This is a genomic window from uncultured Tateyamaria sp. (genome assembly GCF_947503415.1).
GTDB lineage: Bacteria > Pseudomonadota > Alphaproteobacteria > Rhodobacterales > Rhodobacteraceae > Tateyamaria.
Genome location: NZ_CANNDS010000002.1, coordinates 588,005 through 614,548 on the forward strand (window position 1 = coordinate 588,005; position 26,544 = coordinate 614,548).

General features: G+C 61.8%; 27 protein-coding genes and 1 tRNA gene. 14 read left to right on the top strand and 14 right to left on the bottom strand.

All coding sequences use genetic code 11. The features are described 5' to 3' along the window. Window positions 1-86 precede the first annotated feature (86 nt). Window positions 87-251 (bottom strand): hypothetical protein, encoded by a 165-nt coding sequence (locus Q1A32_RS24055; protein ID WP_366141232.1) that lies wholly within the window; start codon window positions 249-251, stop codon window positions 87-89. A 137-nt stretch (window positions 252-388) separates the two neighbouring features. Then, window positions 389-1,165: a 23S rRNA (guanosine(2251)-2'-O)-methyltransferase RlmB gene (gene rlmB, locus Q1A32_RS14080; RefSeq protein WP_299654328.1), complete on the bottom strand. Its 777-nt coding sequence runs from the start codon at window positions 1,163-1,165 to the stop codon at window positions 389-391. A gap of 106 nt (window positions 1,166-1,271) precedes the next feature. Between rlmB and Q1A32_RS14085 the strand changes: the two genes are divergently transcribed. Next, window positions 1,272-1,355, top strand: a tRNA-Tyr gene (locus Q1A32_RS14085). Window positions 1,356-1,374: 19 nt separating this feature from the next. Here Q1A32_RS14085 and Q1A32_RS14090 read toward each other — a convergent pair. The 3 genes from Q1A32_RS14090 to Q1A32_RS14100 form a co-directional block, all read right to left on the bottom strand. Continuing rightward, window positions 1,375-2,400 (bottom strand): glycine betaine/L-proline ABC transporter ATP-binding protein, encoded by a 1,026-nt coding sequence (locus Q1A32_RS14090; RefSeq protein ID WP_299654331.1) that lies wholly within the window; start codon window positions 2,398-2,400, stop codon window positions 1,375-1,377. A gap of 1 nt (window position 2,401) precedes the next feature. Further along, complete coding sequence (locus tag Q1A32_RS14095; protein WP_299654334.1) at window positions 2,402-3,433, bottom strand: proline/glycine betaine ABC transporter permease; 1,032 nt, start codon at window positions 3,431-3,433, stop codon at window positions 2,402-2,404. A gap of 75 nt (window positions 3,434-3,508) precedes the next feature. Then, entirely contained in the window at window positions 3,509-4,474 is a 966-nt protein-coding gene (locus tag Q1A32_RS14100) for a glycine betaine ABC transporter substrate-binding protein (RefSeq protein WP_299654337.1), read from the bottom strand. A gap of 239 nt (window positions 4,475-4,713) precedes the next feature. Here Q1A32_RS14100 and Q1A32_RS14105 point away from each other — a divergent pair, with 239 nt between their 5' ends. The 7 genes from Q1A32_RS14105 (at window position 4,714) to Q1A32_RS14135 (ending at window position 10,219) form a co-directional block, all read left to right on the top strand. Beyond that, the gene (locus tag Q1A32_RS14105; protein WP_299611902.1) at window positions 4,714-5,085 is read left to right on the top strand and encodes a hypothetical protein; all 372 of its coding nucleotides are present in this window, start codon (window positions 4,714-4,716) and stop codon (window positions 5,083-5,085) included. Next, window positions 5,082-6,155 (top strand): Rieske 2Fe-2S domain-containing protein, encoded by a 1,074-nt coding sequence (locus tag Q1A32_RS14110; RefSeq protein ID WP_299654340.1) that lies wholly within the window; start codon window positions 5,082-5,084, stop codon window positions 6,153-6,155. The genes Q1A32_RS14105 and Q1A32_RS14110 overlap by 4 nt, the downstream gene beginning before the upstream one ends. Next, window positions 6,152-6,919: a hypothetical protein gene (locus tag Q1A32_RS14115; RefSeq protein ID WP_299654343.1), complete on the top strand. Its 768-nt coding sequence runs from the start codon at window positions 6,152-6,154 to the stop codon at window positions 6,917-6,919. Before Q1A32_RS14110 ends, Q1A32_RS14115 begins: the two co-directional genes overlap by 4 nt. Next, on the top strand, window positions 6,916-7,179 hold the full coding sequence (locus Q1A32_RS14120) for a hypothetical protein (RefSeq protein WP_299654346.1): 264 nt from the start codon (window positions 6,916-6,918) through the stop codon (window positions 7,177-7,179). The genes Q1A32_RS14115 and Q1A32_RS14120 overlap by 4 nt, the downstream gene beginning before the upstream one ends. A 77-nt stretch (window positions 7,180-7,256) precedes the next feature. Continuing rightward, entirely contained in the window at window positions 7,257-8,267 is a 1,011-nt protein-coding gene (locus Q1A32_RS14125; RefSeq protein WP_299654349.1) for a hypothetical protein, read from the top strand. A 133-nt stretch (window positions 8,268-8,400) separates the two neighbouring features. Next, the gene (locus Q1A32_RS14130; protein WP_299654351.1) at window positions 8,401-8,829 is read left to right on the top strand and encodes a hypothetical protein; all 429 of its coding nucleotides are present in this window, start codon (window positions 8,401-8,403) and stop codon (window positions 8,827-8,829) included. A 97-nt stretch (window positions 8,830-8,926) separates the two neighbouring features. Continuing rightward, entirely contained in the window at window positions 8,927-10,219 is a 1,293-nt protein-coding gene (locus tag Q1A32_RS14135) for an O-acetylhomoserine aminocarboxypropyltransferase/cysteine synthase family protein (RefSeq protein ID WP_299654354.1), read from the top strand. A gap of 131 nt (window positions 10,220-10,350) precedes the next feature. Here the strand turns inward: Q1A32_RS14135 and Q1A32_RS14140 are convergent, their stop codons facing one another. Next, window positions 10,351-11,028, bottom strand: coding sequence for an SIMPL domain-containing protein (locus Q1A32_RS14140; RefSeq protein WP_299654357.1), 678 nt, complete (start codon window positions 11,026-11,028; stop codon window positions 10,351-10,353). Between the two features lie 161 nt (window positions 11,029-11,189). Between Q1A32_RS14140 and Q1A32_RS14145 the strand changes: the two genes are divergently transcribed. Beyond that, complete coding sequence (locus Q1A32_RS14145) at window positions 11,190-13,883, top strand: hypothetical protein (protein ID WP_299654360.1); 2,694 nt, start codon at window positions 11,190-11,192, stop codon at window positions 13,881-13,883. 10 nt (window positions 13,884-13,893) lie between these two features. Here the strand turns inward: Q1A32_RS14145 and hppD are convergent, their stop codons facing one another. Beyond that, window positions 13,894-14,988 carry a 4-hydroxyphenylpyruvate dioxygenase gene (gene hppD, locus Q1A32_RS14150; protein ID WP_299654362.1) on the bottom strand — a complete coding sequence of 365 codons (1,095 nt, stop codon included), beginning with the start codon at window positions 14,986-14,988 and terminating at the stop codon, window positions 13,894-13,896. Between the two features lie 137 nt (window positions 14,989-15,125). Here hppD and Q1A32_RS14155 point away from each other — a divergent pair, with 137 nt between their 5' ends. Beyond that, a complete protein-coding gene (locus Q1A32_RS14155) occupies window positions 15,126-15,581 on the top strand; it encodes an Lrp/AsnC family transcriptional regulator (RefSeq protein WP_299654365.1) in 456 nt (151 codons plus the stop codon). Window positions 15,582-15,584: 3 nt separating this feature from the next. Here the strand turns inward: Q1A32_RS14155 and Q1A32_RS14160 are convergent, their stop codons facing one another. Beyond that, the gene (locus Q1A32_RS14160) at window positions 15,585-16,208 is read right to left on the bottom strand and encodes a hypothetical protein (RefSeq protein ID WP_299654368.1); all 624 of its coding nucleotides are present in this window, start codon (window positions 16,206-16,208) and stop codon (window positions 15,585-15,587) included. 152 nt (window positions 16,209-16,360) lie between these two features. On the opposite strand from Q1A32_RS14160, the gene Q1A32_RS14165 reads away from it, so the two are divergent. After that, a complete protein-coding gene (locus tag Q1A32_RS14165) occupies window positions 16,361-18,232 on the top strand; it encodes a monovalent cation:proton antiporter-2 (CPA2) family protein (RefSeq protein ID WP_299611885.1) in 1,872 nt (623 codons plus the stop codon). 56 nt (window positions 18,233-18,288) lie between these two features. Here Q1A32_RS14165 and cobT read toward each other — a convergent pair whose 3' ends face one another. Beyond that, window positions 18,289-19,296: a nicotinate-nucleotide--dimethylbenzimidazole phosphoribosyltransferase gene (gene cobT, locus Q1A32_RS14170; RefSeq protein WP_299654371.1), complete on the bottom strand. Its 1,008-nt coding sequence runs from the start codon at window positions 19,294-19,296 to the stop codon at window positions 18,289-18,291. A gap of 71 nt (window positions 19,297-19,367) precedes the next feature. Between cobT and cobS the strand changes: the two genes are divergently transcribed. Continuing rightward, entirely contained in the window at window positions 19,368-20,132 is a 765-nt protein-coding gene (cobS, locus tag Q1A32_RS14175) for an adenosylcobinamide-GDP ribazoletransferase (protein WP_299654374.1), read from the top strand. 62 nt (window positions 20,133-20,194) lie between these two features. Here the strand turns inward: cobS and Q1A32_RS14180 are convergent, their stop codons facing one another. From Q1A32_RS14180 to Q1A32_RS14200, 5 genes are all read right to left on the bottom strand, one after another. Beyond that, entirely contained in the window at window positions 20,195-20,707 is a 513-nt protein-coding gene (locus tag Q1A32_RS14180; protein ID WP_299611879.1) for a CarD family transcriptional regulator, read from the bottom strand. Between the two features lie 289 nt (window positions 20,708-20,996). Next, window positions 20,997-21,332 carry a ferredoxin FdxA gene (fdxA, locus tag Q1A32_RS14185; protein ID WP_299611878.1) on the bottom strand — a complete coding sequence of 112 codons (336 nt, stop codon included), beginning with the start codon at window positions 21,330-21,332 and terminating at the stop codon, window positions 20,997-20,999. 50 nt (window positions 21,333-21,382) lie between these two features. Beyond that, window positions 21,383-21,769 (bottom strand): RNA-binding S4 domain-containing protein, encoded by a 387-nt coding sequence (locus tag Q1A32_RS14190; protein WP_299654377.1) that lies wholly within the window; start codon window positions 21,767-21,769, stop codon window positions 21,383-21,385. After that, entirely contained in the window at window positions 21,770-24,649 is a 2,880-nt protein-coding gene (locus Q1A32_RS14195; protein WP_299654380.1) for a helicase-related protein, read from the bottom strand. A 29-nt stretch (window positions 24,650-24,678) separates the two neighbouring features. Next, window positions 24,679-25,137: a tetratricopeptide repeat protein gene (locus Q1A32_RS14200; RefSeq protein WP_299654382.1), complete on the bottom strand. Its 459-nt coding sequence runs from the start codon at window positions 25,135-25,137 to the stop codon at window positions 24,679-24,681. A gap of 173 nt (window positions 25,138-25,310) precedes the next feature. On the opposite strand from Q1A32_RS14200, the gene Q1A32_RS14205 reads away from it, so the two are divergent. Beyond that, on the top strand, window positions 25,311-25,601 hold the full coding sequence (locus tag Q1A32_RS14205; RefSeq protein WP_299611872.1) for an SCP2 sterol-binding domain-containing protein: 291 nt from the start codon (window positions 25,311-25,313) through the stop codon (window positions 25,599-25,601). After that, entirely contained in the window at window positions 25,601-26,542 is a 942-nt protein-coding gene (locus Q1A32_RS14210; protein WP_299654385.1) for an alpha/beta fold hydrolase, read from the top strand. Before Q1A32_RS14205 ends, Q1A32_RS14210 begins: the two co-directional genes overlap by 1 nt. Window positions 26,543-26,544: the final 2 nt, after the last annotated feature.

The following is a 26,544-nucleotide window of genomic DNA, read 5'->3' on the forward strand; positions in this document are numbered from 1 at the left end:
GATCTGAGCTCTGTAAAAGAGCCTCTCGCAAATCTGTGAACGAACTCTTAAGCGCCGGATGTCCTGCTTTTTGGCACCCGTGGCGTTCAGTCAAAGATATCTTCAATGATATCAAAGGCGTCCTCAAACATGTCTTTCCAGCGCGACTTGCGCTTCTTGTATTTTTTCTTGGCGGGTTTTGGCTTGGGCCGGTGACGGACCGCCGATGGGCGCACAAGTTCACGGTCGCCGGACTTCTTGCGCGGCAACATCTTGAGATCATGCAGCGGCGCGCCGCAGGTCGAACAGGCCAGCTCGTGCCGTTCGCGCCCCTGAAGAACAAGTGCGGCGCGGGTCCCGCAATAGCAGCAGGTGGCGATTTTCGTAGGGTGGGCGATGGTCGCCTCCGTTATTCGTGGTCCTTGGAGGCATATAATGCGATTGCGGCCGCATTTGAGACGTTGAGGGACCCAAACCCGCCCGCTGCGTCGATTTTCACCAGCGCATCACAGGTTTCGCGGGTTTTCTGGCGCAAGCCGGGCCCTTCGGCCCCCAGCACCAGCGCCACGGGGCGGTCCTTTTGACCATGTAGCGTAGCCTCAATCGTCTGGTCGGCCTCACCGTCGAGGCCCAGCACAGTGTAGCCCATGCCCTGCAATTCCACGATGGCGTCGGCAAGGTTTCGGACGCGCACGTAAGGCTGCCGTTCCAGCGCACCGGAGGCGGTTTTCGCCAGTGCGCCGGTTTCGGGTGCCGCGTGGTGGCGCGTGCCAATAACCGCAGACGCGCCCAGCACCTCGGCCGAGCGCAGGATGGCCCCCACATTGTGCGGGTCCGTGACGCGGTCCAGCAGGATCAGCCGGGGCGCGTCGGCCCCGATGGCCACGTCCGCGAGGCTGCCCCAATCCAGCGGTTTGACCTCCAACGCCGCCCCTTGGTGGACCGAGCCGGGGTCAATCGGTGGCTTGAATTTGCGCGGGTCGATCACCTCGGGGGTGATGCCCGCCTGTTCAATCGCCTCAGCCAGTTTGTTCTGCGCATTCAGCGTCACCATCAGGTGCAGTTTTTCGCGGCGCGGGTTCAGCAGCGCGTCACGGACGGCATGCAGCCCAAAGAGCCAGACCGTCTGCGCCGCATCCGCCTTTTTCGCCTGTTCCTTTTGGACAACCCATTTGGGTTTTTTCATCTTTTCACCTTTGGTGCTGGCCGAGGATTTTGTGCCTTGACCCCTGATATGCGTCCCGGTAATCACGCGCTCACGCCAACCGGGGTTCAGGCCCTAATGGCGCAGTGGGCGACAGGCCGCAAGGTGTGGCAGGGGACTGTAACTCCCTCGCGGAGACGCACGCCTGGTTCGATTCCAGGGTCGCCCACCACTTTCTCTTCCAGACCGAGTTAGTGACCCGACACGCGTGGCACGAGTGCTTTGACCAGATCCTTCATGTCGAGCTGGCCGACGATTTCTCCGTTATCGACCACCTTGTAGATGTGATTGGTGTCGCCGCCTGTCAGGGCAATCATGTCTTCGAGATTGCTGGACGCCTCCACCTCTCCGTCGAAGCTGTCATGCGTCAGTGGCCCCATCACGGACCTGACCCGCAGCACGCGGGCGCGGTTGATGTCGCTGACGAAGTCTTCGATGTAAGGGTCTGAAGGCGAGAGCAAAATGCCCTGCGGCTCGCCCTGTTGCACGACCGCGCCGTCCTTGAGAATCACGAGGTGATCGGCCAGTTTCAGCGCCTCATCCAGATCGTGGGTGATGAAGACGATGGTTTTGTGCAGTTCCTTTTGCAACTCCAGAAGCAGGTTCTGCATGTCGGTGCGGATCAGCGGGTCAAGGGCCGAGAATGCCTCGTCCATCAGCATGATGTCGGTGTTGGCGGTGAGCGCACGGGCGATGCCGACACGTTGCTGCATGCCGCCGGAAAGTTGCGCGGGGTAGCGGTCCTCGAACCCTTCGAGACCCACACGCGCCAGCCATTTGCGCCCTTCGCGGTCGCAGGTGGCCTTGTCGGCACCCTGCACGCTGAGCGGCAATTGCGCATTTTCCAGCACGGTGTTGTGCGGCAGCAGCGCGAATTTCTGGAACACCATCGACATCTGCTTGCGCCTCAGGTCGCGCAACGCGCCCTCGCCCAGCTTCATCACATCCTGCCCGTCCACGAGGATTTCGCCTGCCGACGGGTCGATCAACCGGTTGAGGTGGCGGATCAGCGTGGACTTGCCGGAGCCGGACAGGCCCATGATGACCGTGATCTCTCCGGCTGCCATGTCGACATTGATGTCCTGCAGGCCCAGCACGTGTTTGTGCTGTTCCAGCAGCGTGGCCTTGTCCATGCCTGCCTGAACCTTTGGCACCATGGCGGCGTCCTCGGGCCCGAAGATTTTATAGAGGCCGCGCAAGGAAACTTTGGCGGTCATCTCAACGCTCCTTGCGGCCAGTGTCGACGCGGGCGAGTGCCGCCTTGGACACACGGTCAAGGATTACGGCCAGCAGGACGATGCCAAGGCCCGCGACAAGGCCCACCCCAAGCTCAAGATTGCGGATGCCGCGCAGAACCAGAACACCAAGACCGGGGGCGGAGACCAGCGATGCGATCACCACCATCGCAAGGCTCATCATGATGGTCTGGTTCACACCGGCCATGATGTTGGGCAGCGCCAAGGGCAGTTCCACCCGGCTGAGTTTCTGCCATGCGGTCAGGCCAAAGGCGTTGGCTGCCTCAATCACGTCGCGGTCGACAAGGCGAATACCAAGATCCGTCAGTCGGATCACCGGCACCACGGCGTAGAGGATGATGGCGATACCGTAAAGCTTTGATTCCGTGACGGAAAACAGGAAAATGAGTGGGATCAGATAGACGAATGTGGGCAACGTCTGCAGCAGGTCGAGGATGGGCACGATGGTGCGTTGTGCGGTGTCGGACTTCGACATGCCGATGCCGATGGGCACGCCCAACACGACCGACAGACCGGTGCAGACAAACACGATGGCCAGTGTCTGCATCGCCACGCCGAAATGGTCGATGAAACCGAAAAACAGCAGGACAGCGGCGACAAAACCGGTCACGGACTTCGACCGGCTGACCCAGTAGGTCAGCAGCAAAAGCGCCGGGATCATGATGAACCACGGCGCGCTTTCAAAGAGCCAAAGTGCTGCGTCCAGCATCCATGACAGCGGTTGCGTGATCGGGTCGAGCACGAATTTCAGCTCGGACCGGATGGCCAGAAACCCTTCCTCAAGCCCTGCGGTCAGGTCGCGCGTCTGGCCGATGCGTCCGCACGCCTCGTGCAGGACATCGAGCGACGGAAATGGGAGGCCGCCAGCCTCGGAGGCGTCATCGCCGCCGGTTTGGGCCAAAAGCTGCGCCATGGAGACAGGTGCGTCTTCCTTGCCCTCGTCGCACCAGTCGCGCAGGCCCAGCGTATCGAACACGCCGTCATAGGCTGCCATATCGTCCCCTCACGTTTCTTGATCTTGCGCCCTGCGGGGCGAGATGCGCCGGAGTGGTCCCCCGGCGCAGTTCGATTATTGCAGCAGTGCCGACAGGTTGCCGCGCGCTTCGTCGTTGAGCCAGCTGCCCCAGACATCCTTGTAGGTTGTCAGGAAATAAACCGCCGCCTCTTCGTTCGACGCCTCGTTGGCTTCTTGCCAGGCCAGCACTTCGCCCATCTGGGCATTGGTGAAGGTGAGGTTGCCCATCAGCGCCGCCGCATCGGGTTCACGATCGACAAAGGTTTGTGTCGCCGCTGTCACCACGTTCGACACCGGATATGACGACAGGCCCGGTGTGGCGCAGTCTTCCAGTCCGTTGCAGGTGTGGGTGCTTTCGTCATAGGCGGGCATTTCGACCTGAACCATCGGGTATTTGCCCAGGACGGATGTCGGCGCCCAGTAGTAACCGAACCAAGGCTCCTTGGCCTCGTACGCGGCGGCGATGGCTGTGGCGAGGGTTTCGCCCGAGCCGTGCTGGAACCGTTCGACACCCGAATCTGCCAGTCCTGCGGCCTTGAAGTTGTTGTGGTTGGTGATGTCGCAGCCCCAGCCCGACGGGCAATCGTGGAAACGGCCACCAACCAGTTCGGGGTTGGCCTTGATGCCTTCAAGCGTTTTCAGCTCGGGATGCGCTTCGGCCAGATAGTCGGGGATCCACCACGCCTCGACCCCGCCATCGGACAGGACCTTGGACATCTCCACCAGTTTGCCCTCATCGCGCAGCTCTTCGTAGACCTCGGTATAGCTGGTCCAAAGCTCCGTCAGGATGTCCGGCTCGCCCGTCTCGGCCACGGATGCCATGGCAGGCACGGTGGTGGTGGGCACAACGGTGACGGAACAGCCATAGCCCTGCTCCAGCAGGAACTTGGCGACGTTGGTCACAACGGCGGCAGAGGCCCAGTCCATTTCGGTGATCGACACCTCGCCGCAGTCGGCGGCGGCGAGGGACGCCACGGACGTGCCCATCAGCAAAGTGGCGGCAAATGTGAGTTTTTTCATGAGTTTGTTCCCTGTTTTGGCGGTATTTTCGCAGAATACTGGGAAAGTGATAGACCCAAACGGGTGGAGACTTACAGTCCAATCTGGGCGGCTGCCGCGGCCCCGCCGTTGTCTGCGCCGTGCGGGATGATCACAATTTCGCTGTGTCAGGCTAAACTGACAGTTTTGACTTGGGTCCGCCTGCATCCGCTTGTTACAGTCGGACCGGAACGACCAAACAGGCGCAAGGAAGACACCACATGGACGTGGCACAGGCCCTCGTGATGGCAATGCAAACATGGGGGATGATCGGCGCGGTTGTGGCGCTGGTGTTTCTTGTGATCGGGATCGACCGCATCGACGAAGATGCGCGCGGTGCCTACATTTTTCGCCCCCTGCTGATCCCCGGCGTGCTTTTGATCTGGCCCTTGGTGCTGTGGCGCTGGTGGCAGATCGAGACGGAGCGTGCCGCGTGGGCTGCCCGTTATCGCCCGGTGCGCGCCTCCTACGGCCTGGCCGTCGTGCTGATGAGCGTGGGTATCGTTGTCATCGTCATCACGGGCCTGAGCGTGCGCCAGACCTGGCCCGCCGACATTGCGCCCGTGCAATTGACCGAAGGGGCAGGCCAATGAGCGTCAAATATATCCCCGTCCAATGGAACCCGAACAAGTGGCTCTATGATATCGTGATGCTGGCGGCGGTGGCCGCGTTTCTGTGGGTGTTTCTGTATGTCACGCCCGAGGTTCTGAGCCACGAGCGCGCCATCAACCCGCAGATCCACAACGCCCGCGCCTTTGGCGCCTGTGCCTTCATGATGCTGACGGTGATCCTGTGCATTGGTCCCGCCGCGCGGCTGGACAAGCGGTTTCTGCCGCTCTTGTATAATCGCCGCCATTTCGGGGTGATGACCACCTTCGTGGCGATCACGCATTCGGGCTATATTCTGAACTGGTACTTCAACTTCTCCAGCTCTGACAAATATGTGGGCCTGCTTTATGCCAACAGCAGCTTTGGGCAAATCGCGGGCTTTCCCTTTGAGATATTTGGGATTTTCGCGCTTGTGTGCCTGATGATCCTCGCTGCGACCAGCCATGACTTCTGGCTGAAATTCCTGACGCCCCCCATCTGGAAGCGGCTGCACTATTTGATTTATGCCGCCTATTTCTCGGTTGCGGCACATGTGTCCTTGGGCATTTTGCAGGACCAGCAGAACCACGTCTTTACCGTCATGTTCATGGCCGGTGCGGCCGCCGTCATCGTCCTGCACATCGCCGCCTGGATGGCGGACCGGGCCGAGGCCGCGGCCAAGGATGGCGCATGGGCCGAAGTGGCGCGTGTGGGGGATTTCCGCGAAGGCTATGCCAAGATCGCGAAACTCGCCAGTGGAGACCGCGTGGCCGTCTACCTGATGGAGGGTAAGCTGAGCGCCATTTCAAACGCTTGCGCCCACCAGAATGGCCCCTTGGGTGAAGGCAAGATCATCGACTGTCTGGTCACCTGCCCTTGGCACGGATTCCAGTATGATGTCCGCTCGGGCCGGTCGCCCGCGCCATTCACCGAAAAAGTGCCCACGTACCGCGTGCGCGTGATGGGTGACATGGTCGAGGTGCACCCGGATGCCAACCCGCCCGGCACCTATGTGGAACCGGTCCCCTTGCCCGAACCTGAACCCGAATTGCCCGAGGAAGGCGTGACGACATGAGCGACAAACCCTTCTTTGTCGGATATCTGCCCGCCCCCGGTCCTTTGCGTACCTTTCTGCTGACCATCTGCATCCTGCTGATTGCGGGCCTTGGCGGCGCGGGGTTCCTGATGGGGGCCGCGCAGGATGATCCGGGCCCCGGTGCGTTCCGCTTTGATTATGGCCGCCAGACCGTGACGGGCGTGGTCGAGATGACACCTTATCCCGTGATCCACGTCGTCGAGGGCAATGACCGGATCAAGCCGGGCGACAGCTTCATGATGACAGCCGGTGGCAAGGCAGGCGTTGACGGCCGGGCCATGCCGCTCAATGGGCAACTGGCACAGGTGTCCGGTGTCGTGCTGGAGCGGGGCGATTTATACATGATGCAGGTGCGCGGCGGCCAAAACGGTCTGCAAGCCGCCGAAGGGGACGCACCCCAGATCACCCCCGAACCGCAGGGCCGCTGGCAGCTTACGGGTGAGATTTGCGACGGCAAGTGCCTTGCCGGGGCTATGCGGCCGGGTCGTGGGCTGGCCCACAAGGCCTGCGCCAACCTGTGCCTGCTGGGCGATGTGCCCCCGATTTTCGTGTCCACCCAACCGGTTATGGGCGAGGAATTCCTGCTGGTCATCGGCCCGGACGGCACCCGCCTGCCCCGCGAAGCCTATGACTACGTGGCCCAGTTCATCACCGCCGAGGGCGAGATCACCAAACACGGTGACCTGCTGATCTGGGAAATCGACATCGACACGATTGCACTTGCGGACGAGGGAACGGAATGAAACGCGCGTTCTGGCTGATCATCGCGGCCCTTGCTGCGGCCATTCTGTTCTATGTCTCACGCTTTTGGTACCTGCGGCTCTGGCCGCGTGACGGGCTGTTCGGCATCGACACGCTGCGCCCCCAAGGGGGGCTTGTCGGTCAATGGCTGCGCGGCACGGATTTCGCCCCGTTCGAGCTGGTGATCTGGGCCGTGGGCGCGTTCCTGATCCTGACGATCCTGCAGAAGCTCTATGATCTGCTGAACCCGCCGCCCGAATGACCCAATCCGGGGCTTTTGCGATACTCGTTTGCCGCGTATAGTGCCGCAAAACGGCGAAAACGCATATCGGCAGGCTCATGGCACGCACATCCAAAACGGCAGCGGTCCCCCCAACGTTCAACATCGCGCTGGTCGGGCAATCCGGTCGGCTGGGATACGAAGCCGTTTTGTTCGTCGCCTCCCTGCGCGCCAAGAGCCCTGATTTTGCAGGCCGAATTCTGGTCGCCGAGCCGCAGCCCGGCCCGTTGTGGACCAAGGACCCGCGTATGCCGGGCGACCTGCACGACACGCTGAACGCCATGGGTGCGGAAATCGTGCCCTTCGACAGCGCGCATTTCGGCGAAGCCTACCCCTATGGCAACAAGATCGAGATGCTGACCGCCCTGCCCAAGGGCGCGCCGTTTGTGTTTTTTGACAGCGACACGCTGGTGACGGGTGATCTGGGCGCAGTACCGTTTGATTTTGCGTACCCGTCCGCATCGCTGCGGCGCGAAGGCACATGGCCGCAGCTGGAACTCTACGGCCCGGGCTACACCGATATCTGGAAGTCTCTTTACGACAAGTTCGGTCTGGACTTCGCCTCCAGCCTCGACCTGTCGGAGCCTGATGAATACTGGAAACGGTATCTTTATTTCAATGCGGGCTTCTTCTTTGGCCCCTGCCCGCATGAATTTGGCGTACGGTTTCTCGATTACGCGCTCGCGATCCGTGACGATCCACCTGCGCCGCTGGTGTGCCAATCGCTCGACCCATGGCTGGATCAGGTGGCACTGCCGCTTGTCATTCACAGCTTTGGCGGCGGGCGCGACAGCGCGGTGCACGATCACATTGATGGCGACGTGACCTGTCACTACCGCTTGTTGCCGCTGCTCTATGCCCGCGAAAGCCAAGCGGTCATCGACACGCTGGAAGAGGTCGCAGCCCCCAACAAGATCAAGAAAGTCCTGAAGGGTTACGACCCGATCAAGCGCATGGTGTTTCAGGGACGCGGCGAAAAAGTGCGCGCGCTTTTCGATCAGAACGACATGCCACGGCGCGAACAAGCCATCCGAAACCGGATCAAGTCCAACGGGTTCTGGATGCGCTGATTTGTGACGCGGCGTCAGTGCCTTTGTGCGCCGTTTTGAGACGGGTAGCGTCGTTTTTCCCCTTACCTTGGGGAAGACAGGTTATTATTTGACCAATCAATAAAACCATTTTTCATACATTCGGATCGCTGAGATGACACAGTCCTTAACGCAGTTTCTGACGTCCCTTTCGCACGCTTTTTGCACCGATCGGCTGGAGTATCTGGCCCAGCATGTCACCTACCCCCTGCCTCTGTATACCCGTGGCGAATTGCTGGTGTTCGGAGCACCCACGGCGCTGATTGAAGCGCTTGGCATGTACCGCAAGGCGGCCCATGATGCAGACATCGAAAAGATCGTGCCGCGCGTCATCGCAACCGGCATTCCGCACAAGGGGTATTCCAACCTCTGGGTGGAATGGGATCACTTCGATGCCTCCGACAACCTGATCTGCACAAGCCAGGTTCGTTACGCCATATTCCACGACAAGATGGCGCTGCATCCCAAGATCGAAATGGTGGATTACACGTCCATGGCCTTCCCCGAAGTGTCCGAGTCTTTGCCATTGTTGCAATCCGCCTGACGCGCACCAGCCTGCCCTTGCCCACGCTTGCCGCATTGCCTAACCATGACGGCGATGTAATTGACCCGGCGCTTTCCGCCGGACGTGGGAGACTGACATGACCGACGGCCCAAAATACGGCTTTGACACCCTTCAAATCCACGCAGGCGCGCGGCCCGATCCGGCGACAGGCGCACGGCAAACGCCAATCTACCAGACAACCGCCTATGTGTTCCGTGATGCGGAGCACGCCGCCGCCCTCTTCAACCTGCAAGAGGTGGGCTACATCTATTCCCGCCTGACAAACCCGACCGTTGCCGTGCTTCAGGAACGCGTTGCCACGCTTGAGGGTGGCGTGGGTGCCGTGTGCTGCTCTTCCGGGCACGCTGCACAGCTGATGGCGTTGTTCCCGCTGATGGCACCGGGCCTGAACGTCGTGGTCTCCACCCGCCTCTACGGCGGCACCGTCACGCAGTTCAGCCAGACCATCAAACGCTTCGGATGGGAGGCGACGTTTGTCGACTTCGACGATCTGGACGCGGTCAAGGCGGCCATCGACGACAACACCCGCGCCGTGTTCTGCGAAGCGATTGCGAACCCCGGCGGCTACATCACCGACCTGGATGCGATTGCGAAGATCGCGGATGCTGCTGAAATCCCGCTGATCGTGGACAACACGTCGGCCACGCCATATCTCTGCCGTCCCATCGAACACGGGGCCACGCTGGTCGTGCATTCGACCACCAAATACCTGACCGGCAACGGCACCGTCACAGGCGGCTGCGTCGTGGACAGCGGCACGTTCGACTGGTCCGCCAACGACAAGTTCCCCTCGCTCAGCGCGCCCGAGCCCGCGTATCACGGCCTCAAGTTCCACGAGACATTCGGTCCGCTTGCCTTCACCTTCCACGGCATTGCCATCGGCCTGCGCGATCTGGGCATGACGATGAACCCGCAGGCCGCGCATTACACACTGATGGGCACCGAAACCCTGTCGCTGCGGATGGAACGGCACGTGGAAAACGCGGTCAAGATTGCCCAATGGCTCGAAAAGGATGACCGGGTGGATTACGTCACCTATGCGGGTCTCAAATCATCGCCCTATTTTGACCGGGTCAAAACGATCTGCCCACGCGGCGCGGGGGGCCTGTTCACCTTCGCGGTCAAGGGCGGTTATGACGCCTGCGTGAAACTGGTCAACGCGCTGGAAATCTTCAGTCACGTGGCGAACCTGGGCGATGCGCGGTCGTTGATCATCCACTCGGCGTCCACCACGCACCGTCAACTGACAGCAGAACAGCAACGTGCTGCAGGGGCCGCCCCGGAAGTTGTACGGGTCTCCATCGGCATCGAAGACGCGGATGACCTGATCGCCGATCTCGACCAGGCCCTGACCAAAGCGGTCAGCTAAAACAACCGGGGCGCGGGTCTATCCACCCGCGCCCCTGCTCTGTTTCCGAAACATTCCGGGGGAGTCCGAAGGACGGGGGCAGAGCCCCCTGACAATGTCGTCGCGCATGCGGCCTTTGGATCACGTGCAACTCAGGGTGCCAACGCGAACGTCATCGCGACACGCACCGACACAACCAACTCTCCTGCGGCCACCGGCACATCCGCGGACCGGGCCGCCGCGAACATTTCCGGGCGGGGTGCGTTGCCCCCGTCGCTTATCGACAAAACGTCCCCCAGTTGTGTACCGGCCGCGGCGCTCAGTTGCGCCGCCTTGTCCATTGCATCTTTCACGGCCGCTTTGCGCGCCTCGGCTTGCGCCGCACTCGGATCCTGCAGCTCAAAGCGCAGCCCGCCAAAGGTGTTGGTGCCCGCATCCAGCACCTGATCCAGAACCGCGCCCAGCCCGTCCAGAGCGCGCACACGAACCGTGACAGTATTGCGCGCCTCGAAACCGGTAATGGTCCGGGGGCTTGATCCATTCCCCTCCCAAACCGGATTGATGCTCAACTGCGATGTCTGGACATCACGCGCCTCGATCCCCTGCGCCGTCAGTACATCCAACAGGGCGCGCGCATCATCACTGACCTTGGTCATGGCCGCACCGGCGGTTTTGTCGACATGCACAACACCCAAAGATATCACCGCCATATCAGGGGCAACCGCCACCTGCCCCTCACCCGATACTGACAGCACAGGCCCTTGCGTTTGCGCCGCCGCAACGCTTGCCATCATGGCCCAGATCACCCCGATCAAAATCGACATTTTCATCTTGTTTTCCCTTCGCTTACACGCCGCATCTTGGCCCTCGGCATGGGTCACGCACAACCTGCCCAATCGGCTTTTCCTTTGCATGCGCAAAGACCTGCTTTATCTTCTCTTCATCCGCACCGGATGTTTCAATCGGTGTGCCCAGTTGTTATGTGCTTGATATGAAGCCTGAGTTTGCGTTGTCCTTGTCCTTCGACGGGATCCGTCTGCTGCACCGCGCGGCAGGGGGGTGGCGTGAGCTTGGCGCTGTCGATGTGGCCACCGACAATCTGACGCGGGACCTGCGGCAGCTGCGCAAAATCGCGGCCCAGTCCAAAAACAAACGCGTCCGCAGCAAGCTGATCATCCCGGACAATCAGGTCAAATACCTGACCATCGAAACAGGTGATCTGGACGACGCGGCACGGAAAAAGGCCGCCCTGCTGGCACTTGATGGTGCCACGCCCTACCCCGTCGATGCCTTGGCCTTCGACATTTCTGCCGATGGCACGAAGACGCACGTGGCGGCGGTGGCCCGCGAAACCCTGTCCGAGGCCGAGGCCTTTGCCGTTGAACACAAGTTCAATCCGGTCAGTTTCGTGGCCGCACCAGAAGGTGAAGGTTACCTCGGCGAGCCGTTTTTCGGGCAGACTAAACACGCAGACGAGTTGCTGGCCAAAGGGGCGCGTGTCGAACCTGACGGCATCCGTGTGGTTGTCGTGTCCCACGACGTTGATGCGGCGGCGGATGACGCCCCCAAACCGGAGCCGCGCAAGAAAGCCAGGAAAGAGGCAGCGGATACAGAAAGCCGGACGGAGGTGGTCAAAGACCCGGATCCTGTGCCGGAAGCCGATGCCGCCAAAGTCGACCCGCCGCCGACAGATAGTCCCGCGCCCGATCCAACAGCCTCCGATCCCGAGCCTGTCCACGATGCGCCAGTGGACAGCGCGGCAGAAAAACCAGAAGACGCCCCTGCCAGCGCAGCATCCGCAGAGGTCAGCGGCAAAGACGGCACAGCCTCGGACGACACGCCACCGGATGAACCACCCGGCGATGATCCTGATATCGACCAAGACCCAAATCTTGCCGACGTCGCAGCAAGCCAGATCCCCGCAGAGGACGACTCCGCCCTCATGGGATTTGCGACGCGTCGTCGCGCCATCCCGGACGGTTCTGCTGCCGCACCATTGGGCGGCGTCACGCGCGAGCCTCCGAAGACACCGTCGCCTGCGCGACTGACTGTCGCTGACCGCGGTCCCGAAAAGGGCGAAACGCCTCCGCTCAGCCCGCAACTGGCCGCTGCCAAAAGCCTGCGCGCCGCCCCCCCGATCGAGGACCTGCCACCGCCACCCGCGCCAGCGAAAGCGGACGCCAAGGCACCACCAAGCTCAAAGGGCGGCTTCCTGTCTCGGCGCAAGTCCAAGCGTGTGCCGCCGCCCCCGCCAGCGACCCCTCCTGCGCGCGCGGCACGTGCTGCATTGCCATCTGCGGCCGCCACTGCTCCCTCGGATGTCGAAGCGCAGCGCATGACAGTCTTCGGGGCGCGCGCCGAGGCACAGGTCGGCGGCAAGCCACGCTATCTTGGCCTGATCCTGACAGCCGCCTTGCTGATCTTCCTTGCGGGCGTTGCAGCCTGGGCGTCTGTGTTCCTTGATGACGGGCTGGCCAAACTGTTCCCGAAACGCGAGCGGACGCTTGCATCGACCTTGCCTGCTGACGCCGAACAGACGCTTGCCGAAGACGTGGGTGCCACGCTGGAGCTGGAGCCGACCGAGCAGACCGGCGACGAATTGATCGTTGCATCGCTGAACGAAGGTCTGAGCGATGGGCTGACGGCCGAAGATGCCGCCGTACTTGACGCGCTGCGTGATCCGCAACCGGACCCGGCCGTACAGCAAGAGCTGGACAGCGCGGCGTTGGAGGCGCGCTATGCGGTCACAGGCATCTGGCCGAAAGCGCCGCAAATTCCACCGGCCCCGGCCGAGGTGATCGAGCTGGAGGACCTCTATGTCACCGGCATTGACCCGATCAGTCCGGCGCTGGATGCAATCGCCCTGCCGGGTACCACATCCTACCTCACCGACGTGGCATTTCCCGACGTCACATCGCCGCCTGCACCGGGCACGAATTTCACACTGGATGACAACGGACGCGTTGTACCGACGGAAGAAGGGGCGCTCAGCCCCGATGGCTTTACCGTGTTCCTTGGCCGCCCCCCGGTCGAGCCGCCCACCACACGCACGCAAGAAGAAGAACCGCCCGTCGTCTCCGCCCCTGACGCGGCCCGTTTGTCGCGCGCGCGTCCGCAGGCCCGCCCCACTGATCTGGTTGAGCAGAACGAACGCGCCACGTTGGGTGGTCTGTCGCTCTCCGAGCTGGCCCTTCTACGTCCCCGTCTGCGCCCTGCCGCCCCGCAAGAGGCTGAGGAGCCGCAGGATGCCGACACCGCAGAACTGATCGCCGAAGCCGTCGCTGCCGAGACGATCAGCCCGCTTGCCGTCGCCCAATCCATCCGCCCCGAAACCCGGCCTCGGAATTTCGCGCGGGTTGTCTCCCGCGCCAATCGGACCGCCACAGCACCGCAGCGTGTGGCTGCAGTGGCGCCGCGCACCGTTACGCCGTCGATCCCCTCATCCACGTCCGTCACGCGCGAAGCGACCGTGCGCAATGCCATCAACCTGAGCCGCGTCAACCTGATCGGAGTCTATGGCACACCATCGAACCGGCGCGCACTGGTCCGGCTCAGGAACGGTCGGTATCAGAAAGTGAAAGTGGGCGACCGCTTTGACGGCGGTCGCGTGTCAGCCATTGGTGACAGCGAGTTGCGGTACCAAAAAGGCAACCGCAACGTCGTTCTGAAAATGCCAAGCGGCTGAGCCGACAGCCTTATCCTGCTGCCAACTCGCCGTTGTTGATCTGCTCCTGTTCGATACTTTCGAACAGCGCCTTGAAGTTCCCCTCGCCAAAGCCGTCATCGCCCTTGCGCTGGATGAACTCGAAAAAGATCGGCCCGATCACGGTCTTGGAGAATATCTGGAGCAGGATCTTGGTCTCTGCCCCATCCACAACCCCTTCGCCGTCGATCAGAATGCCGTGCTTTTTCATACGGTCGAGGGGTTCATCGTGGCCAACAACCCGCTCTTTCGACAGATCATAGTACGTGTCGGGCGGGCCAGGCATGAACTTCAAACCGTTCTCGGCAACCGCATCGGTGCTGTCATACAAGTCGTCAGACCCCACCGCGATATGCTGGATGCCCTCGCCCTTGTACTTTTTGAGGTACGCCACGATCTGTCCCGTCTCGCCCCGATCCTCATTGATCGGAATGCGGATACGGCCACAGGGCGACGTCAACGCGCGGGACAACAGCCCGGTAAATTTACCCTCGATGTCGAAGAACCGGATTTCCTTGAAGCCGAACAGATCGCCATAGAACCGGAACCAGGTGTCCATGTTCCCCTTGTGCACATTGTGCGTCAGGTGATCGAGGTAGAAGAACCCGACCCCGCGTGGCTTGGACGGCACCAGCCATTCATATTCATCGTTGTAGGGCGAGGTGTCGTAGTACTGGTCCACGAAGTAGATCAGACTGCCACCAATGCCGTAGATCGCGGGCACATCCAGCACCTTGCCGTCGCCCTCGCACGGCGTCGCGCCCAACTGCACGGCCCGCTCGAACGCATGTTGTGCATCGACCACGCGCCAGCCCATGGACGGGGCGCAGGGTCCGTGTTCCTCGACGAACTGCGCCCCAAAGCTGCCCGCTTCGGCATTCAAGACATAGGTGATGTCACCCTGCTGCCACAGCTCAATATCCTTCGATTTATGCTTGGCCACCTTGGCGTATCCCATCCGGGCAAACAGCGCGCGCAGTTCTTCCGGCTCAGGATGCGCAAACTCGACAAACTCGAAGCCGTCAGTGCCGGCTGGGTTCTCGGCAGAGATCGTGGATTTCGGGGCATTGTGCGGGAACGGGCCCATGAGACATCTCCTGATTTGCGCTGTTGATGCACATATGGGGGCGCAGCCGTGCGGTATCTGCGCAAAGTTCTGCATCAACCTTCCACTCCATGCGGCAAACCCGCATAAAGGTATGAAAGAACGAAAGACCGCCGCACATGCTCGATTCCATCGACACCCGCCTGCTCGCCGCCCTCCAGAAAAACGCGCATCTGACGGCGCAGGACCTCAGCGATCTGCTGCACCTTTCGGCCAGTCAGGTCGGGCGGCGGCGTCAACGGCTGGAAGCCGACGGCTATATCGAAGCCTACATCGCACGTCTCGACGCAAAGAAACTGGGGCTCAGCGTACAGGGCTTTGTGCAGGTCCACCTGTCCGTGCACGGCCCTGAACACGCCACCAGCTTTGCCCGGTTGATCGACACACAGCCCGAGGTCACCAGTGCCTGGACCATGACAGGCGACGCCGATTACCTGCTGCGGGTCTATTGCGCCGACCTTGCCGCGCTCAACACCCTGATCCACGAGGTGCTGCTGCCACACCCGGCCGTGGCCCGTGTGCAAAGCCAAATCGTCATGGATCAACTCAAGCGCGACGGCCCGCTGCCCACCTGACCGCTATTCAACCAGCGTCCCGGTCGCGTTGGTGGAAAAGCCAAACCCCTTGTCCATCTGCTTGATGCGCTCAAGAATGTCCTGCAGTGCTGCATCGTCGAATGTCTGCGCAAAGATCACTTCGCGCATCAGCGTTTCGGACACCGACTGCTTGTCCTTGTAATGCGCATAGAATGCGAACGAAAACGCCGCGAGCGCTGTCACGCTGGTCTGGACGGCAGACGTCGTTATGGCCCGCTGAAACCAGTTGGGCGTCGCGTTCGCATAAGAGCTGTTCGTGGGGTCATATTTGAACATCGGCCCCAAGCCGGGATACAGCAAAACCAGCACTGCAAGGCCCACAGACACCCAGAAAAACACCTTGTTCAGAAGGGAATAAGACCACGACTTGATGTAAATGTCATCGACCAGCGCGAGGCGCTTCTTTGTCATCTCATCTTCCAGGTCATCGTGGATGCACCGCGCCTTGCGTTGCAGATAGGCGGCGCTGGTCTCCTCTCCCGGTCCGACGCTGCAGGCAACGGGGGCCGGATCCTCTGCCAGGGTGGGTCGGTTCTGCAAGGCAATGGCCGCAATGGCGACAATGGACGCGACAAGAACGCCCATCAAAAAGGAACTCGCTTTCATAGCACTACGCTCTCAAAATTCGGGTTCGTCTAAAATCTATGGGCACCAGACTAGGCGGAAACTGTTTTTGGGCCAAGTTTTCACTGTTCGCCTTGTATTTCCAAGGCACAACGGCATGTTGTGAGCCACGACCAACGCGTTCAGGGTCCACCATGGAAAGCTTCCTCTACCAAGCCTCGATCTACCTCGCCGCCGCAGTGATCGCCGTGCCGATTGCGGCCCGGCTTGGGCTGGGGTCTGTGCTTGGGTATCTGGCCGCCGGGATCGCTATCGGCCCCGTGCTGGGCCTTGTCGGCGCCGAAACCGAGGACCTCCAGCACTTTGCCGAATTCGGCGTTGTGATGATGCTGTTCCTGATCGGTCTGGAACTCGAACCCAGAGCACTGTGGGACATGCGGCACAAGTTGCTTGGACTGGGGGGGCTGCAAGTGACCCTCTCGGCACTGGCGCTCATGGGCATCGCCATGGCCTATGATCAGCCTTGGGGGGTGGCGCTGGCCATCGGCCTGACGCTGGCCCTGTCCTCGACCGCGATTGTGCTGCAAACCCTGTCGGAAAAGGGGCTTATGCAAACCAGCGGCGGGCGATCCGTGTTCTCTGTCCTGCTGACTCAGGACATTGCCGTGATCCCGATCCTCGCCTTCCTGCCTTTGCTTGTGGTGACGCTGCCGATGCAGATCAACGCGGATGGCTCGATTGTCCGTACCGACGGGGATGATCACGGCCACGGGGCCGCGATGAGCCTTGTGGACGGCCTGCCCGCCTGGGGCGTCACGCTGGTCACAATCGCCGCCGTTGTCGCCGTTATCTTGGCGGGCATCTTCCTCACCCGCCCGGTGTTCCGCTTCATCCACGCCGCCCACCTGCGCGAGATGTACACGGCCCTTGCGCTGCTCATCGTAGTGTCGATCAGCTTCCTGATGATGCTGGTGGGACTGTCGCCTGCCCTCGGTGCGTTTCTTGCGGGCGTTGTACTCGCCAGCTCCGAGTTTCGGCACGAACTGGAATCTGACCTTGAACCGTTCAAGGGACTGCTGCTGGGCCTCTTCTTCATCACCGTGGGGGCGGGCATCAATTTCGATCTGCTGTTCGAAGACTGGCCCGCGCTGCTGTCGATGGCGATTCTCGTGATCGCGGTCAAAGGCGTGCTGCTTTACTGCCTTGCTGTCGCGTTCAACATCCGCGGGCGCGACCGATGGCTTTTCACCCTTGGGCTCGCGCAGGCAGGCGAATTTGGATTTGTCCTCGTGGCCTTCTCGGTCGGACAAGGGGTGATCCCGCCAAGCGTGGCCGAAACCCTGCTGCTGGTCGTGGCCCTCACCATGTTGATCACCCCACTGCTGTTCATCCTGTACGAGCTTAAATCCCGGCGCATGGTGGACAGTGGGCCTGAGGTCGAAGCCGACGAAATCGACGAAGACGGGCCAGTCATCATTGCCGGGATCGGGCGTTTCGGGCAGATCGTGAACCGCCTGCTGCAAGGCTCCGGCTTCAAGACGGTGGTGCTGGACCACGATATGGAAACCATCGCGCTGATGCGCCGCTTTGGGTACAAAGGGTTTCTGGGCGATCCCAGCCGCCCCGACATCCTGCACGCCGCCGGGCTCGAAAATGCGCATATTCTGGTCGTAGCGCTGGACGACAAGGACGCCGCCACACGACTGGTCGCCTATGCCCGTAAAACCCGGCCCGACATCCACATCATCGCCCGCGCCTATGACCGTGTGCACGTCTACCGGCTCTATCAGGCCGGGGCCGATGACATCGTGCGCGAAATGTTTGACAGTTCCCTGCGGGCTGGCCGCTACGCGCTCGAACAGATGGGCCTGACGGATTACGAAGCCGCCGAAGCGGAACGGGTCTTCTACGCCCATGACCGCGACGCGGTCAGGCAATTGGCCGAAGTCTGGGACCCCAACATCCCGGCCTCAAAAAACGACGCCTATGTGGAACGCGCCAAGAGTCTGGAAAAAACACTCGAAGCGGCGCTGTCAGCGCGACAGGACGAACCCAAGCGCGCCTGAGGGTCGGCGGGTGGGCGCCTTTTGGGCGTCAGCACAAAACAGAGCCACCGCCGACACTAGCCGTCAGACACACCGGCTTCGACGAAGGTGGCCATGCCCGAATGGCATGCGACCGCGCCCTTTAGCACGCCAATCGCAAGCGCGGCCCCCGACCCCTCGCCAAGGCGCAGACCCAGCGACAAAAGTGGGGCCTTTGCCAACGCATCCAGCATCCGGCCATGCGCGGCTTCGGCGCTTTCATGCCCTGCCACCACATGATCCAGCGCACCCTCTTGGGTCTTGGCAAGACACGCAGCAGCCGCCGTGCAGATAAACCCATCCATGATCACAGGAATGCGCAACGACCGCGCCCGCGCCATGGCCCCGACCATCCCGGCAAGCTCGCGCCCACCCAAACGCATCAACACATCCAGGCCATCGGTCGCGGCCCCATGGGCCGCCAGCGCATCGGCCACCACTTCGGTCTTGAGCGCAAGCGCGTCCCCCTCGACGCCGGTGCCCCGTCCGGTCCAGTCGCCTGCGTCGCCACCGAACAGGCGCGCGGCGATGGCAGACGCCGACGTGGTATTGCCAATGCCCATCTCACCCACAACCAGCAGGTCGGCGCCCTCATCCACTGCGTCCCAGCCTGCGCGCAGGGCGGTCACGACCTCGGCCTCGGTCATGGCAGGGCCTTCGGTGAAATCCGCGGTGGGGCGGTCCAGTTCCAGCGGCACCACGTCCATCCGCGCGCCGAACGCCTTGGCCAACTGGTTGATCGCGGCCCCGCCATGCTCGAAATTCGCCACCATCTGCACCGTTACCTCGGGCGGAAAGGCCGACACGCCGCGCGCCGCCACCCCGTGGTTGCCCGCGAAAACAATGACCTGCGGCGCGTCGATACTGGGCCGCGGGGTCCCGCGCCATCCGGCATACCATTGCGCCAGGTCCTCAAGCCGACCCAGCGCGCCCGGGGGTTTGGTCAGTTGGCCATTGCGCTCGGCGGCACCTTCGATGGCCGCGTTGTCGGGGCCCGGCATGTTCGCCAAAAGGGCACGCAGCGCATCCAAACTCTCAAAGCTCATGGGTCTTGTCCTTGCCTGTTGCTGCATCGCTCTTTACCCAAACGGAACGCACCCGCAAGTCAGGACCGGACATGGCACAGAATGATTCCGACATCGGCCCTTTGGGGCGGCTTTGGGACATGGCTGCCGCACTGGTCCTGCTGACCCGCCTGCCTTTGCCGCCCCTGCCCGATCGCGCCTTTGCCTATGGCGCGCGCGCCGTGTGGGCCTATCCGCTTGTGGGTCTGGTTCTGGGCTTAATCCTGACGGTGCTTGCCGTTATGCTTTCGGCCTTGAGCCTTTCGCCCGGCATCATCGCGGGCGTGCTGCTGGGCGCGCTGATCATGCTGACGGGGGCCATGCATGAAGACGGGCTGGCCGACACGGCGGACGGGCTGTGGGGGGGACACGACCGCAACCGCAGGCTCGAGATTATGAAAGACAGCCGCATCGGGGCCTACGGCGTGTTGGCGCTGATCGTGGTGATGGGCCTGCGCTGGCTCGGATTGGCCGAAGCAAGCTGGACCGGGATTGTCGCTGCCCTGATGCTCAGCCGCGCCGCCATGCCGCCGCTGATGCTGGCCCTGCCGCCCGCACGGGTGCCTGGCCTGTCGCACAGCGTGGGCGCGCCGCGCATGGGCGACGTCATGGCTGCCGTTCTGATTGGCGGCATCGCGGCGGTGGTTCTTGTTGGAAGTGCGGGGCTTGTCGCAGCCCTTGTGGCGGCGGCGATAGCCGGGCTTGTTGGTCTTGTCGCCAAGGTCAAGATCGGCGGGCAGACCGGCGATATTCTGGGTGCAACCCAAGTTCTGACCGAGGTTGCTGTGCTGCTGACGCTGGTCACACTCGCCAAATAAAAAACGTGTCCCCGCGGGGACACGTTTGTTTTCAATGACTTCCGATTATTGTTAACCAGATTTTAAGCAGCGATCCGGCTGCTGAGCACGTCACCGACCTCTTTCGCGGCAGCAATCTCGTCCCCACCGGACACGGCGGCCACTTCGCGGGTCAGACGCTCAAGGGCCGCTTCGTACAGCTGGCGCTCGGAATAGCTTTGCTCGCGCTGGTCGTCGGTGCGGTGCAGGTCGCGGACCACTTCGGCAATCGCAATCAGGTCGCCCGAGTTGATCTTTTGCTCATATTCCTGGGCCCGGCGGGACCACATCGCGCGCTTGACCTTGGCCTTGCCCTTGAGGGTCTTCATGGCATGGGCAATCACATCGGGGCTGGAGAGCGCCCGCATGCCGATCTCGGTCGCCTTGTTCGTGGGCACGCGTAGGGTCATCTTGTCCTTTTCAAAGGTGATGACGAACAGTTCCAGTTCAATGCCGGCCACTTCCTGCTTTTCCACGGTTGTGATCTGGCCCACGCCGTGGGCGGGGTAGACCACGAATTCATTCGGGCGGAAGTCGAGTTTCTTAGATTTTGTCATTCCTGATCCTCATGCGACGCATGGTTGCCACGGTTTTGACAGTCAAAACCGCATCAGGCGGGGCAAGCACTGCCTCGTCTTGGTGCGGTTCGGGTCAAAATTTAAGTCTGACCGGTCAATCATGCTGACGGGTCAATGCAGCGTCCATCTGTCTGTTGTCGCAAGAGTATAACACAAAAACGGCGCTTTCGAAAGCTTACCTAAAGGAAAGTTCCGGAAGTCCCTGTTTTTCCAAGCCGTTTCGTCTCGATTTTTCCGCGCATTTCGCTTGCGAAACCGATTCGCCGGCTTATCCGCCCTCGCCCGCGTTTTCCGAGAACAGGTCCATCTTGCCCGGCTTACCGTCCATCTCTTCGGCGGTTGGCAGTGGATCTTTCTTGGTGATGATGACCGGCCACATTTCGGAGTACTTGCGGTTGAACTCAACCCACTTTTCCATGTCCGGTTCAGTGTCGGGACGGATGGCATCAGCCGGGCATTCGGGTTCGCACACGCCGCAGTCGATGCATTCGTCTGGATGGATCACCAGCATGTTCTCGCCTTCATAGAAGCAATCCACCGGACAGACTTCGACGCAGTCGGTGTATTTGCAGGCAATGCAGGCATCGTTGACGATATAGGTCATGCGGGCTGTCTCAAGTTACGGTCTTGGTCTGACTAAATGACGGGCCGCGATCATTCAAGATGCCGCGCGCGTGACAGATCGACCTGACGGCGGTCTTTCTTGGTGGGGCGGCCTTTTCCCTCGAACCGGGGGTTTTCCGGAACGGGTGTCTCTTTTGGCGGCGGTGGAGGGGACATATCGTTATAAAGCGCCTGCGCTTCGGGAGCCGGTCCCCGGCGGGTGCCGATGGCTGCGACCTCTACGATGCGGACCACACGACCTTGTGAAAAGGTCAGCACGTCGCCAGGCGTGATTGTGGTGGACCGTTTCGTGACCCGGTCGCCGTTGACGCGCACATCACCCGCTGCCACACGGGTCGCCGCCAATGAGCGGGTCTTGAAAAAGCGCGCAAACCACAGCCATTTGTCCAGCCGTAGTTTGCCCGCCTCTTCAGTCACTTACTTGTCGTCCTTCAACCCCATGAGGGCTGCTGCAAACGGATTGTCGGGGTCGATTGCCTTTTCCTTCTTCGGCGGACGGGCCGAGAAGTTCTGGCCTTTGTTGTCCTTGCGCGGACCGCCCTTGCCTTTGGGTTTGCCCTTGGGGCCACCCTTGCCACGGGGTTTGCCGCCCTGTTGCGGACGACGGTTGCCACCCTGCTGGCGCCCCCATGTGAAGGTGTAGAACACCTCCATCTCGACCTCTGCCGCGCCTGCGTCGGCGGCGGTGCCGGGGGCGATTTCGGTCTCGGACATCTCGGGGATTTCGGCTGCGACCTCAGGCGTTTCTGCCTGCTCTTCGATGATGGGGGCCTGGCCTGCATCCGCGATGTCCGCGGTGCCTTCGGGCACATCGGCTGGCGCGGCGGCCTCGCCCTCTGGCGTGGCCGGTGCGACGTCGCCCGCGTCCATGACAGGCGTGTCGGCGTCGGGTTTGCCTTCGACAGCGGTGTCAACGGCTTTGACCTTTTCGCGCTCGCCCTTTTCGGCCTTGTAACCCAAGCCCTCCATGAGGCCCGCGAATTGTTCCAGCGTCATGCCGGTGATCGAGAGCATGTCGGCCTTGGCCTCGAACCCGCCGCGGGAATCTTCGGCGCGCAGCATGTCGGCCAGCCGTTCCAGCATGTCGATGCGAATGGCCCGCTCGCCTGCGTTGCGGTAGCCGGACATGGTGTCGGTGCCCTGGGGCGCGTTTGTCATCGCGGGGACCGTTACCAGACCGGGCGGCGGAGATTCAGGGAATTCCGACAGGCCGTTGGTCAGCGACCACAGCACCAGACGCAGACGCGTCGGCGCAGGTTTCAGCAGGAGCGGCATGAAAATGGTGAACTGGCCAAAGCGGATACCGTGCTTGCGCAGCGCGCCGCGGGCGTCCTGATCGAGCGCTTTGACATCATCGGCAACGGTCGCGCGGGGCAACACGCCCATGGCTTCAACCATCTGGAAGGCGAAGCCTTTGGCAAGGCCGGTGAGCGCTTCGTCCTTTTGCATGGCGATCAGCGGCTCGAACAGGGCCGCGACCTTGCGGTCGATGAAGTGTTGCAGGCGGCGCTGCACCTTTTGGGCGACTTCGGGGCCTGCGACATCATCCACGAACACTTCGACCTGCGGCTTCAGCGGGTCCTGCCCTGCCACCAGCTTGCCCACCGCAGAGCTGCCCCACATGAGCCCACCCTGTTCGGTGAAGTCCAGTTCTGTATCCGGCGCGTTGTAGAACCGGTCGGCCCGCAGGTGGAAATGCGGTGCGAGCGCTTGCAGCGCGGCGGTCTTGATCGTCTTGGCCTCGGCCGCACCCGCCCCCTTGTCCTGAGAGAACCGGAACCCGTCCAACTTGCCGACGAACTCGCCTTCGACAGTCACTTCACCTTTGTCATTTACTTCGGCCACCATGGCCTCCTTCTGGCCTAGCCGGCGCAGCAAGACAGATGTGCGCCGGTCTACAAATCTTTGTGTCAGTTTCTCGTGTAACGCGTCTGACAAGCGGTCTTCTACATGGCGCGTCTCGTCGCGCCAATGGTCTATCTCGTCCACCCAGCCCTTGCGCTGTGCGACATAGGTCCATGTGCGGATAAACGCCAATCGTTTCGATATGGCGTCGATGTCCCCGTCGGACCGGTCAATGCGCCTGATCTGGCGCGCCATCCAGTCGTTCGGGATGCTGCCGCGTTCATGGAGGTAGCGGAAGATAACGTCCAAAAGTGAGGAATGTTCCTGATGGCTGATGCCCCGGAAGTCGGGCACGCGGCACACGTCCCACAGCAGACGGACGGAGGGGGCATCAGTGCAGCGGGCGGTGACTTCGGCGGACTCGCTGAGCGATTTCAGCGCTTGCAGATCGTCCGCCTCGCGCGCCTTGACCAGAACCTCGTGGTCGGGGGGCGCTTCAAGACTGCGCACAAGCGCGTCGATGGTGCCGAATTGCAGGGCGTGGTTGCGCCATTGCAGTTTGTTGAGCGGCGTGAACCGGTGGTCCATGATCGCTTGCGCCACGCCATCGTCGAGCGGGCGGACATCGCCTGTGACACCGAACGTGCCGTCCTTTTGCCCCCGCCCCGCCCGGCCCGCAATCTGGGCCAGTTCATTGGGGGCAAGATGGCGCATCCGGCGGCCATCGAATTTCGACAGAGATGAGAAGGCCACGTGGTCAATATCAAGGTTGAGGCCCATGCCGATGGCGTCCGTGGCGACAAGGAAATCGACCTCGCCATTCTGGTACATGTCCACTTGCGCATTTCGCGTGCGAGGGCTGAGCGCGCCCATGACCACGGCGGCCCCACCCTTTTGGCGGCGGATCAACTCGGCGATGGCGTACACATTGTCGACCGAAAAGCCGACGATGGCCGAGCGGGGACGCATGCGCGACACCTTCTTTTGCCCGGAATAGACAAGCTGCGACATGCGCTCGCGGCGCATATAGGTCGCCTGCGGCACCAGCGCCGAAATCGGGCCGCGCATGGTGTCAGAGCCCAGAAACAGTGTCTCGTGCAGGCCGCGGGCGCGCAGCAGGCGGTCGGTGAAGACGTGGCCGCGTTCGGGATCGGCACAGAGCTGGATCTCGTCAATGGCCAGAAAATCGCAGCCCATGCCCTCTGGCATCGCCTCGACCGTGCAGACCCAGTATTGGGTGCGGGGCGGCACGATACGCTCTTCGCCCGTGACCAGCGCCACGACGGACGGGCCGCGCAGCGCAACGATGCGGTCATACACCTCGCGTGCGAGCAGGCGCAGCGGCAGGCCGATCACGCCGGTGCGATAGCCCAGCATCCGGTCAATGGCATAGGTGGTTTTACCTGTGTTGGTGGGGCCAAGAACGGCCACCACGCGCGCGTCGCCCGACATGGGCTGTCCCCCCTAGCTCACACACCTGCTTAAAGCTCGCGGCCGATGCCTTGGGCTTTCAGCTGCTCAAGCGCCTTGGTGGCGTTTTCATGGTTGGGATGCAAGTCGAGAACCTGTCGAAAGGCCTGCTCGGCCCGGACCGTGTCGCCAAATTCCTGAAACATGATACCCAGTCCGAACATCGCGTTGTAGTTGTCGGGGTTCAGGGTCAGCGCCTTTTCCAGATCGCTGATGGCGGGACCATACAGGTCCTTCATGTAGAACGCAGTGGCGCGGGCATGCCAGCCTTCGGCAAAATCGGGCGCATGGTCAATCAGCGCAGTGAAATGCTCAATCGCGACATCGGGCTGTTCTTCTTCCAGCGCCTCACGGCCCCGGCGCAACAGCATATCGAGCGAGGTGGAGCCGGACTGCGACCATTCCCGCTCAATCTCGCGCGTCAGCCGCGTGGCTTCCGCCGGTTCGGCGTCTCGAAGTGCCTGCAACATGCCGTCAACCGTTGATTGCGCGAAGGCAGGTAAGGAATTCCCTACTGTCAGTAAAAGTGCCGTGACGACAGGGTAGAGTTTACGCGTGTGAGTGCCCATAACAGTGAATGTAACAGGCCAGGCCGCGAATTCTAGACACCGCACCGGGCCAGCCAACAAAAAGGGCATCAAAGATGAGTGACACAGTGACCGAAGCCGTGGCCGTGCTGAACCAAAAGCTGGGCGACGCAGGTTTTGACGGCACAGCGAAATTCGACATCGAAGGCGAAGGCGCCATCATGATGGATGGCAACGGCGCACGTGCCGCGGATGAAGCCGCCGATGTGACGCTGTCCGCTGATGCCGATACGTTCCGCTCCATCCTTGATGGTGACACGAACCCCACTGCCGCCTTCATGACAGGCAAGCTCAAGGTCGATGGCGACATGGGCATGGCGATGAAATTGGCGTCCGTGCTAGCCTGATGACCCTCTCGGCTGCCCCGCTTTTCACAGATGTGAACCCTGCACCGCTGGACGGAGCCGCTTATTGGGCGACGACGTCTGACGGCGTGCGCATCCGATTGGGTGTTTGGCAGCCGGACAGCGCCAAGGGGACGGTCTTGCTGTTTCCCGGGCGCACCGAATACCTCGAAAAATACGCCCCTGCGGCGGGTGAATTTGCGACGCGCGGTTTGGCAACATTGGCCGTTGACTGGCGCGGTCAGGGGCTGGCGGACCGTCTGCTGGACGACCCGCGCATGGGTCATGTGACCACCTTTGCCGATTACCAGCTTGATGTAACCGCAGCGGTCGAAGCCGCGCGCGAACTTGGGTTGCCGCAGCCGTACTTCCTGCTGGGCCATTCCATGGGCGGCTGCATCGGGCTGCGCTCTCTCTACAATGGGTTGCCTGTCGCCGCCGCCGCCTTTACCGGCCCGATGTGGGGCATTCGCATCTCGCCCCATCTGCGCCCCGTGGCATGGGCTCTGGGCCGCATGATGCCGGCCATCGGACAAGGGCACCGTCTGCCACCAGGCACAATCATCGACAGCTATGTGCTGACGGCCCCGTTTGAAGACAACCTACTGACCACCGATGTCGAAATGTACGACATGATGCGTGATCAGTTGACCGCACATCCGGACCTCGCCCTTGGCGGTCCCAGCTTTATCTGGCTGCGCGAGGCGCTGGACGAAACACTGGAATTGTCCCGCATGCCCGCCCCCAATCTGCCCTGCGACACGTTCCTAGGCACAAATGAACGGATCGTTCATGTGGGTCGCATCCATGCGCGCATGGACAGCTGGGAAGACGGCCATCTGCACATGGTGCAGCACGGCGAACACGAAGTGCTCATGGATGACGCCCGCACCCGGGACAACATCTTCGACACTATGACAGCCCGGTTCGCCGACGCGGCCTGACA

What these genes read in the sequence shown, in the direction of transcription:
- Q1A32_RS24055 (WP_366141232.1), bottom strand. Translation starts at nt 251, where the DNA reads ATGTTGCCGCGCAAGAAGTCCGGCGACCGTGAACTTGTGCGCCCATCG.
- rlmB (WP_299654328.1), bottom strand. Translation starts at nt 1,165, where the DNA reads ATGAAAAAACCCAAATGGGTTGTCCAAAAGGAACAGGCGAAAAAGGCG.
- Q1A32_RS14090 (WP_299654331.1), bottom strand. Translation starts at nt 2,400, where the DNA reads ATGACCGCCAAAGTTTCCTTGCGCGGCCTCTATAAAATCTTCGGGCCC.
- Q1A32_RS14095 (WP_299654334.1), bottom strand. Translation starts at nt 3,433, where the DNA reads ATGGCAGCCTATGACGGCGTGTTCGATACGCTGGGCCTGCGCGACTGG.
- Q1A32_RS14100 (WP_299654337.1), bottom strand. Translation starts at nt 4,474, where the DNA reads ATGAAAAAACTCACATTTGCCGCCACTTTGCTGATGGGCACGTCCGTG.
- Q1A32_RS14105 (WP_299611902.1), top strand. Translation starts at nt 4,714, where the DNA reads ATGGACGTGGCACAGGCCCTCGTGATGGCAATGCAAACATGGGGGATG.
- Q1A32_RS14110 (WP_299654340.1), top strand. Translation starts at nt 5,082, where the DNA reads ATGAGCGTCAAATATATCCCCGTCCAATGGAACCCGAACAAGTGGCTC.
- Q1A32_RS14115 (WP_299654343.1), top strand. Translation starts at nt 6,152, where the DNA reads ATGAGCGACAAACCCTTCTTTGTCGGATATCTGCCCGCCCCCGGTCCT.
- Q1A32_RS14120 (WP_299654346.1), top strand. Translation starts at nt 6,916, where the DNA reads ATGAAACGCGCGTTCTGGCTGATCATCGCGGCCCTTGCTGCGGCCATT.
- Q1A32_RS14125 (WP_299654349.1), top strand. Translation starts at nt 7,257, where the DNA reads ATGGCACGCACATCCAAAACGGCAGCGGTCCCCCCAACGTTCAACATC.
- Q1A32_RS14130 (WP_299654351.1), top strand. Translation starts at nt 8,401, where the DNA reads ATGACACAGTCCTTAACGCAGTTTCTGACGTCCCTTTCGCACGCTTTT.
- Q1A32_RS14135 (WP_299654354.1), top strand. Translation starts at nt 8,927, where the DNA reads ATGACCGACGGCCCAAAATACGGCTTTGACACCCTTCAAATCCACGCA.
- Q1A32_RS14140 (WP_299654357.1), bottom strand. Translation starts at nt 11,028, where the DNA reads ATGAAAATGTCGATTTTGATCGGGGTGATCTGGGCCATGATGGCAAGC.
- Q1A32_RS14145 (WP_299654360.1), top strand. Translation starts at nt 11,190, where the DNA reads ATGAAGCCTGAGTTTGCGTTGTCCTTGTCCTTCGACGGGATCCGTCTG.
- hppD (WP_299654362.1), bottom strand. Translation starts at nt 14,988, where the DNA reads ATGGGCCCGTTCCCGCACAATGCCCCGAAATCCACGATCTCTGCCGAG.
- Q1A32_RS14155 (WP_299654365.1), top strand. Translation starts at nt 15,126, where the DNA reads ATGCTCGATTCCATCGACACCCGCCTGCTCGCCGCCCTCCAGAAAAAC.
- Q1A32_RS14160 (WP_299654368.1), bottom strand. Translation starts at nt 16,208, where the DNA reads ATGAAAGCGAGTTCCTTTTTGATGGGCGTTCTTGTCGCGTCCATTGTC.
- Q1A32_RS14165 (WP_299611885.1), top strand. Translation starts at nt 16,361, where the DNA reads ATGGAAAGCTTCCTCTACCAAGCCTCGATCTACCTCGCCGCCGCAGTG.
- cobT (WP_299654371.1), bottom strand. Translation starts at nt 19,296, where the DNA reads ATGAGCTTTGAGAGTTTGGATGCGCTGCGTGCCCTTTTGGCGAACATG.
- cobS (WP_299654374.1), top strand. Translation starts at nt 19,368, where the DNA reads ATGGCACAGAATGATTCCGACATCGGCCCTTTGGGGCGGCTTTGGGAC.
- Q1A32_RS14180 (WP_299611879.1), bottom strand. Translation starts at nt 20,707, where the DNA reads ATGACAAAATCTAAGAAACTCGACTTCCGCCCGAATGAATTCGTGGTC.
- fdxA (WP_299611878.1), bottom strand. Translation starts at nt 21,332, where the DNA reads ATGACCTATATCGTCAACGATGCCTGCATTGCCTGCAAATACACCGAC.
- Q1A32_RS14195 (WP_299654380.1), bottom strand. Translation starts at nt 24,649, where the DNA reads ATGTCGGGCGACGCGCGCGTGGTGGCCGTTCTTGGCCCCACCAACACA.
- Q1A32_RS14200 (WP_299654382.1), bottom strand. Translation starts at nt 25,137, where the DNA reads ATGTTGCAGGCACTTCGAGACGCCGAACCGGCGGAAGCCACGCGGCTG.
- Q1A32_RS14205 (WP_299611872.1), top strand. Translation starts at nt 25,311, where the DNA reads ATGAGTGACACAGTGACCGAAGCCGTGGCCGTGCTGAACCAAAAGCTG.
- Q1A32_RS14210 (WP_299654385.1), top strand. Translation starts at nt 25,601, where the DNA reads ATGACCCTCTCGGCTGCCCCGCTTTTCACAGATGTGAACCCTGCACCG.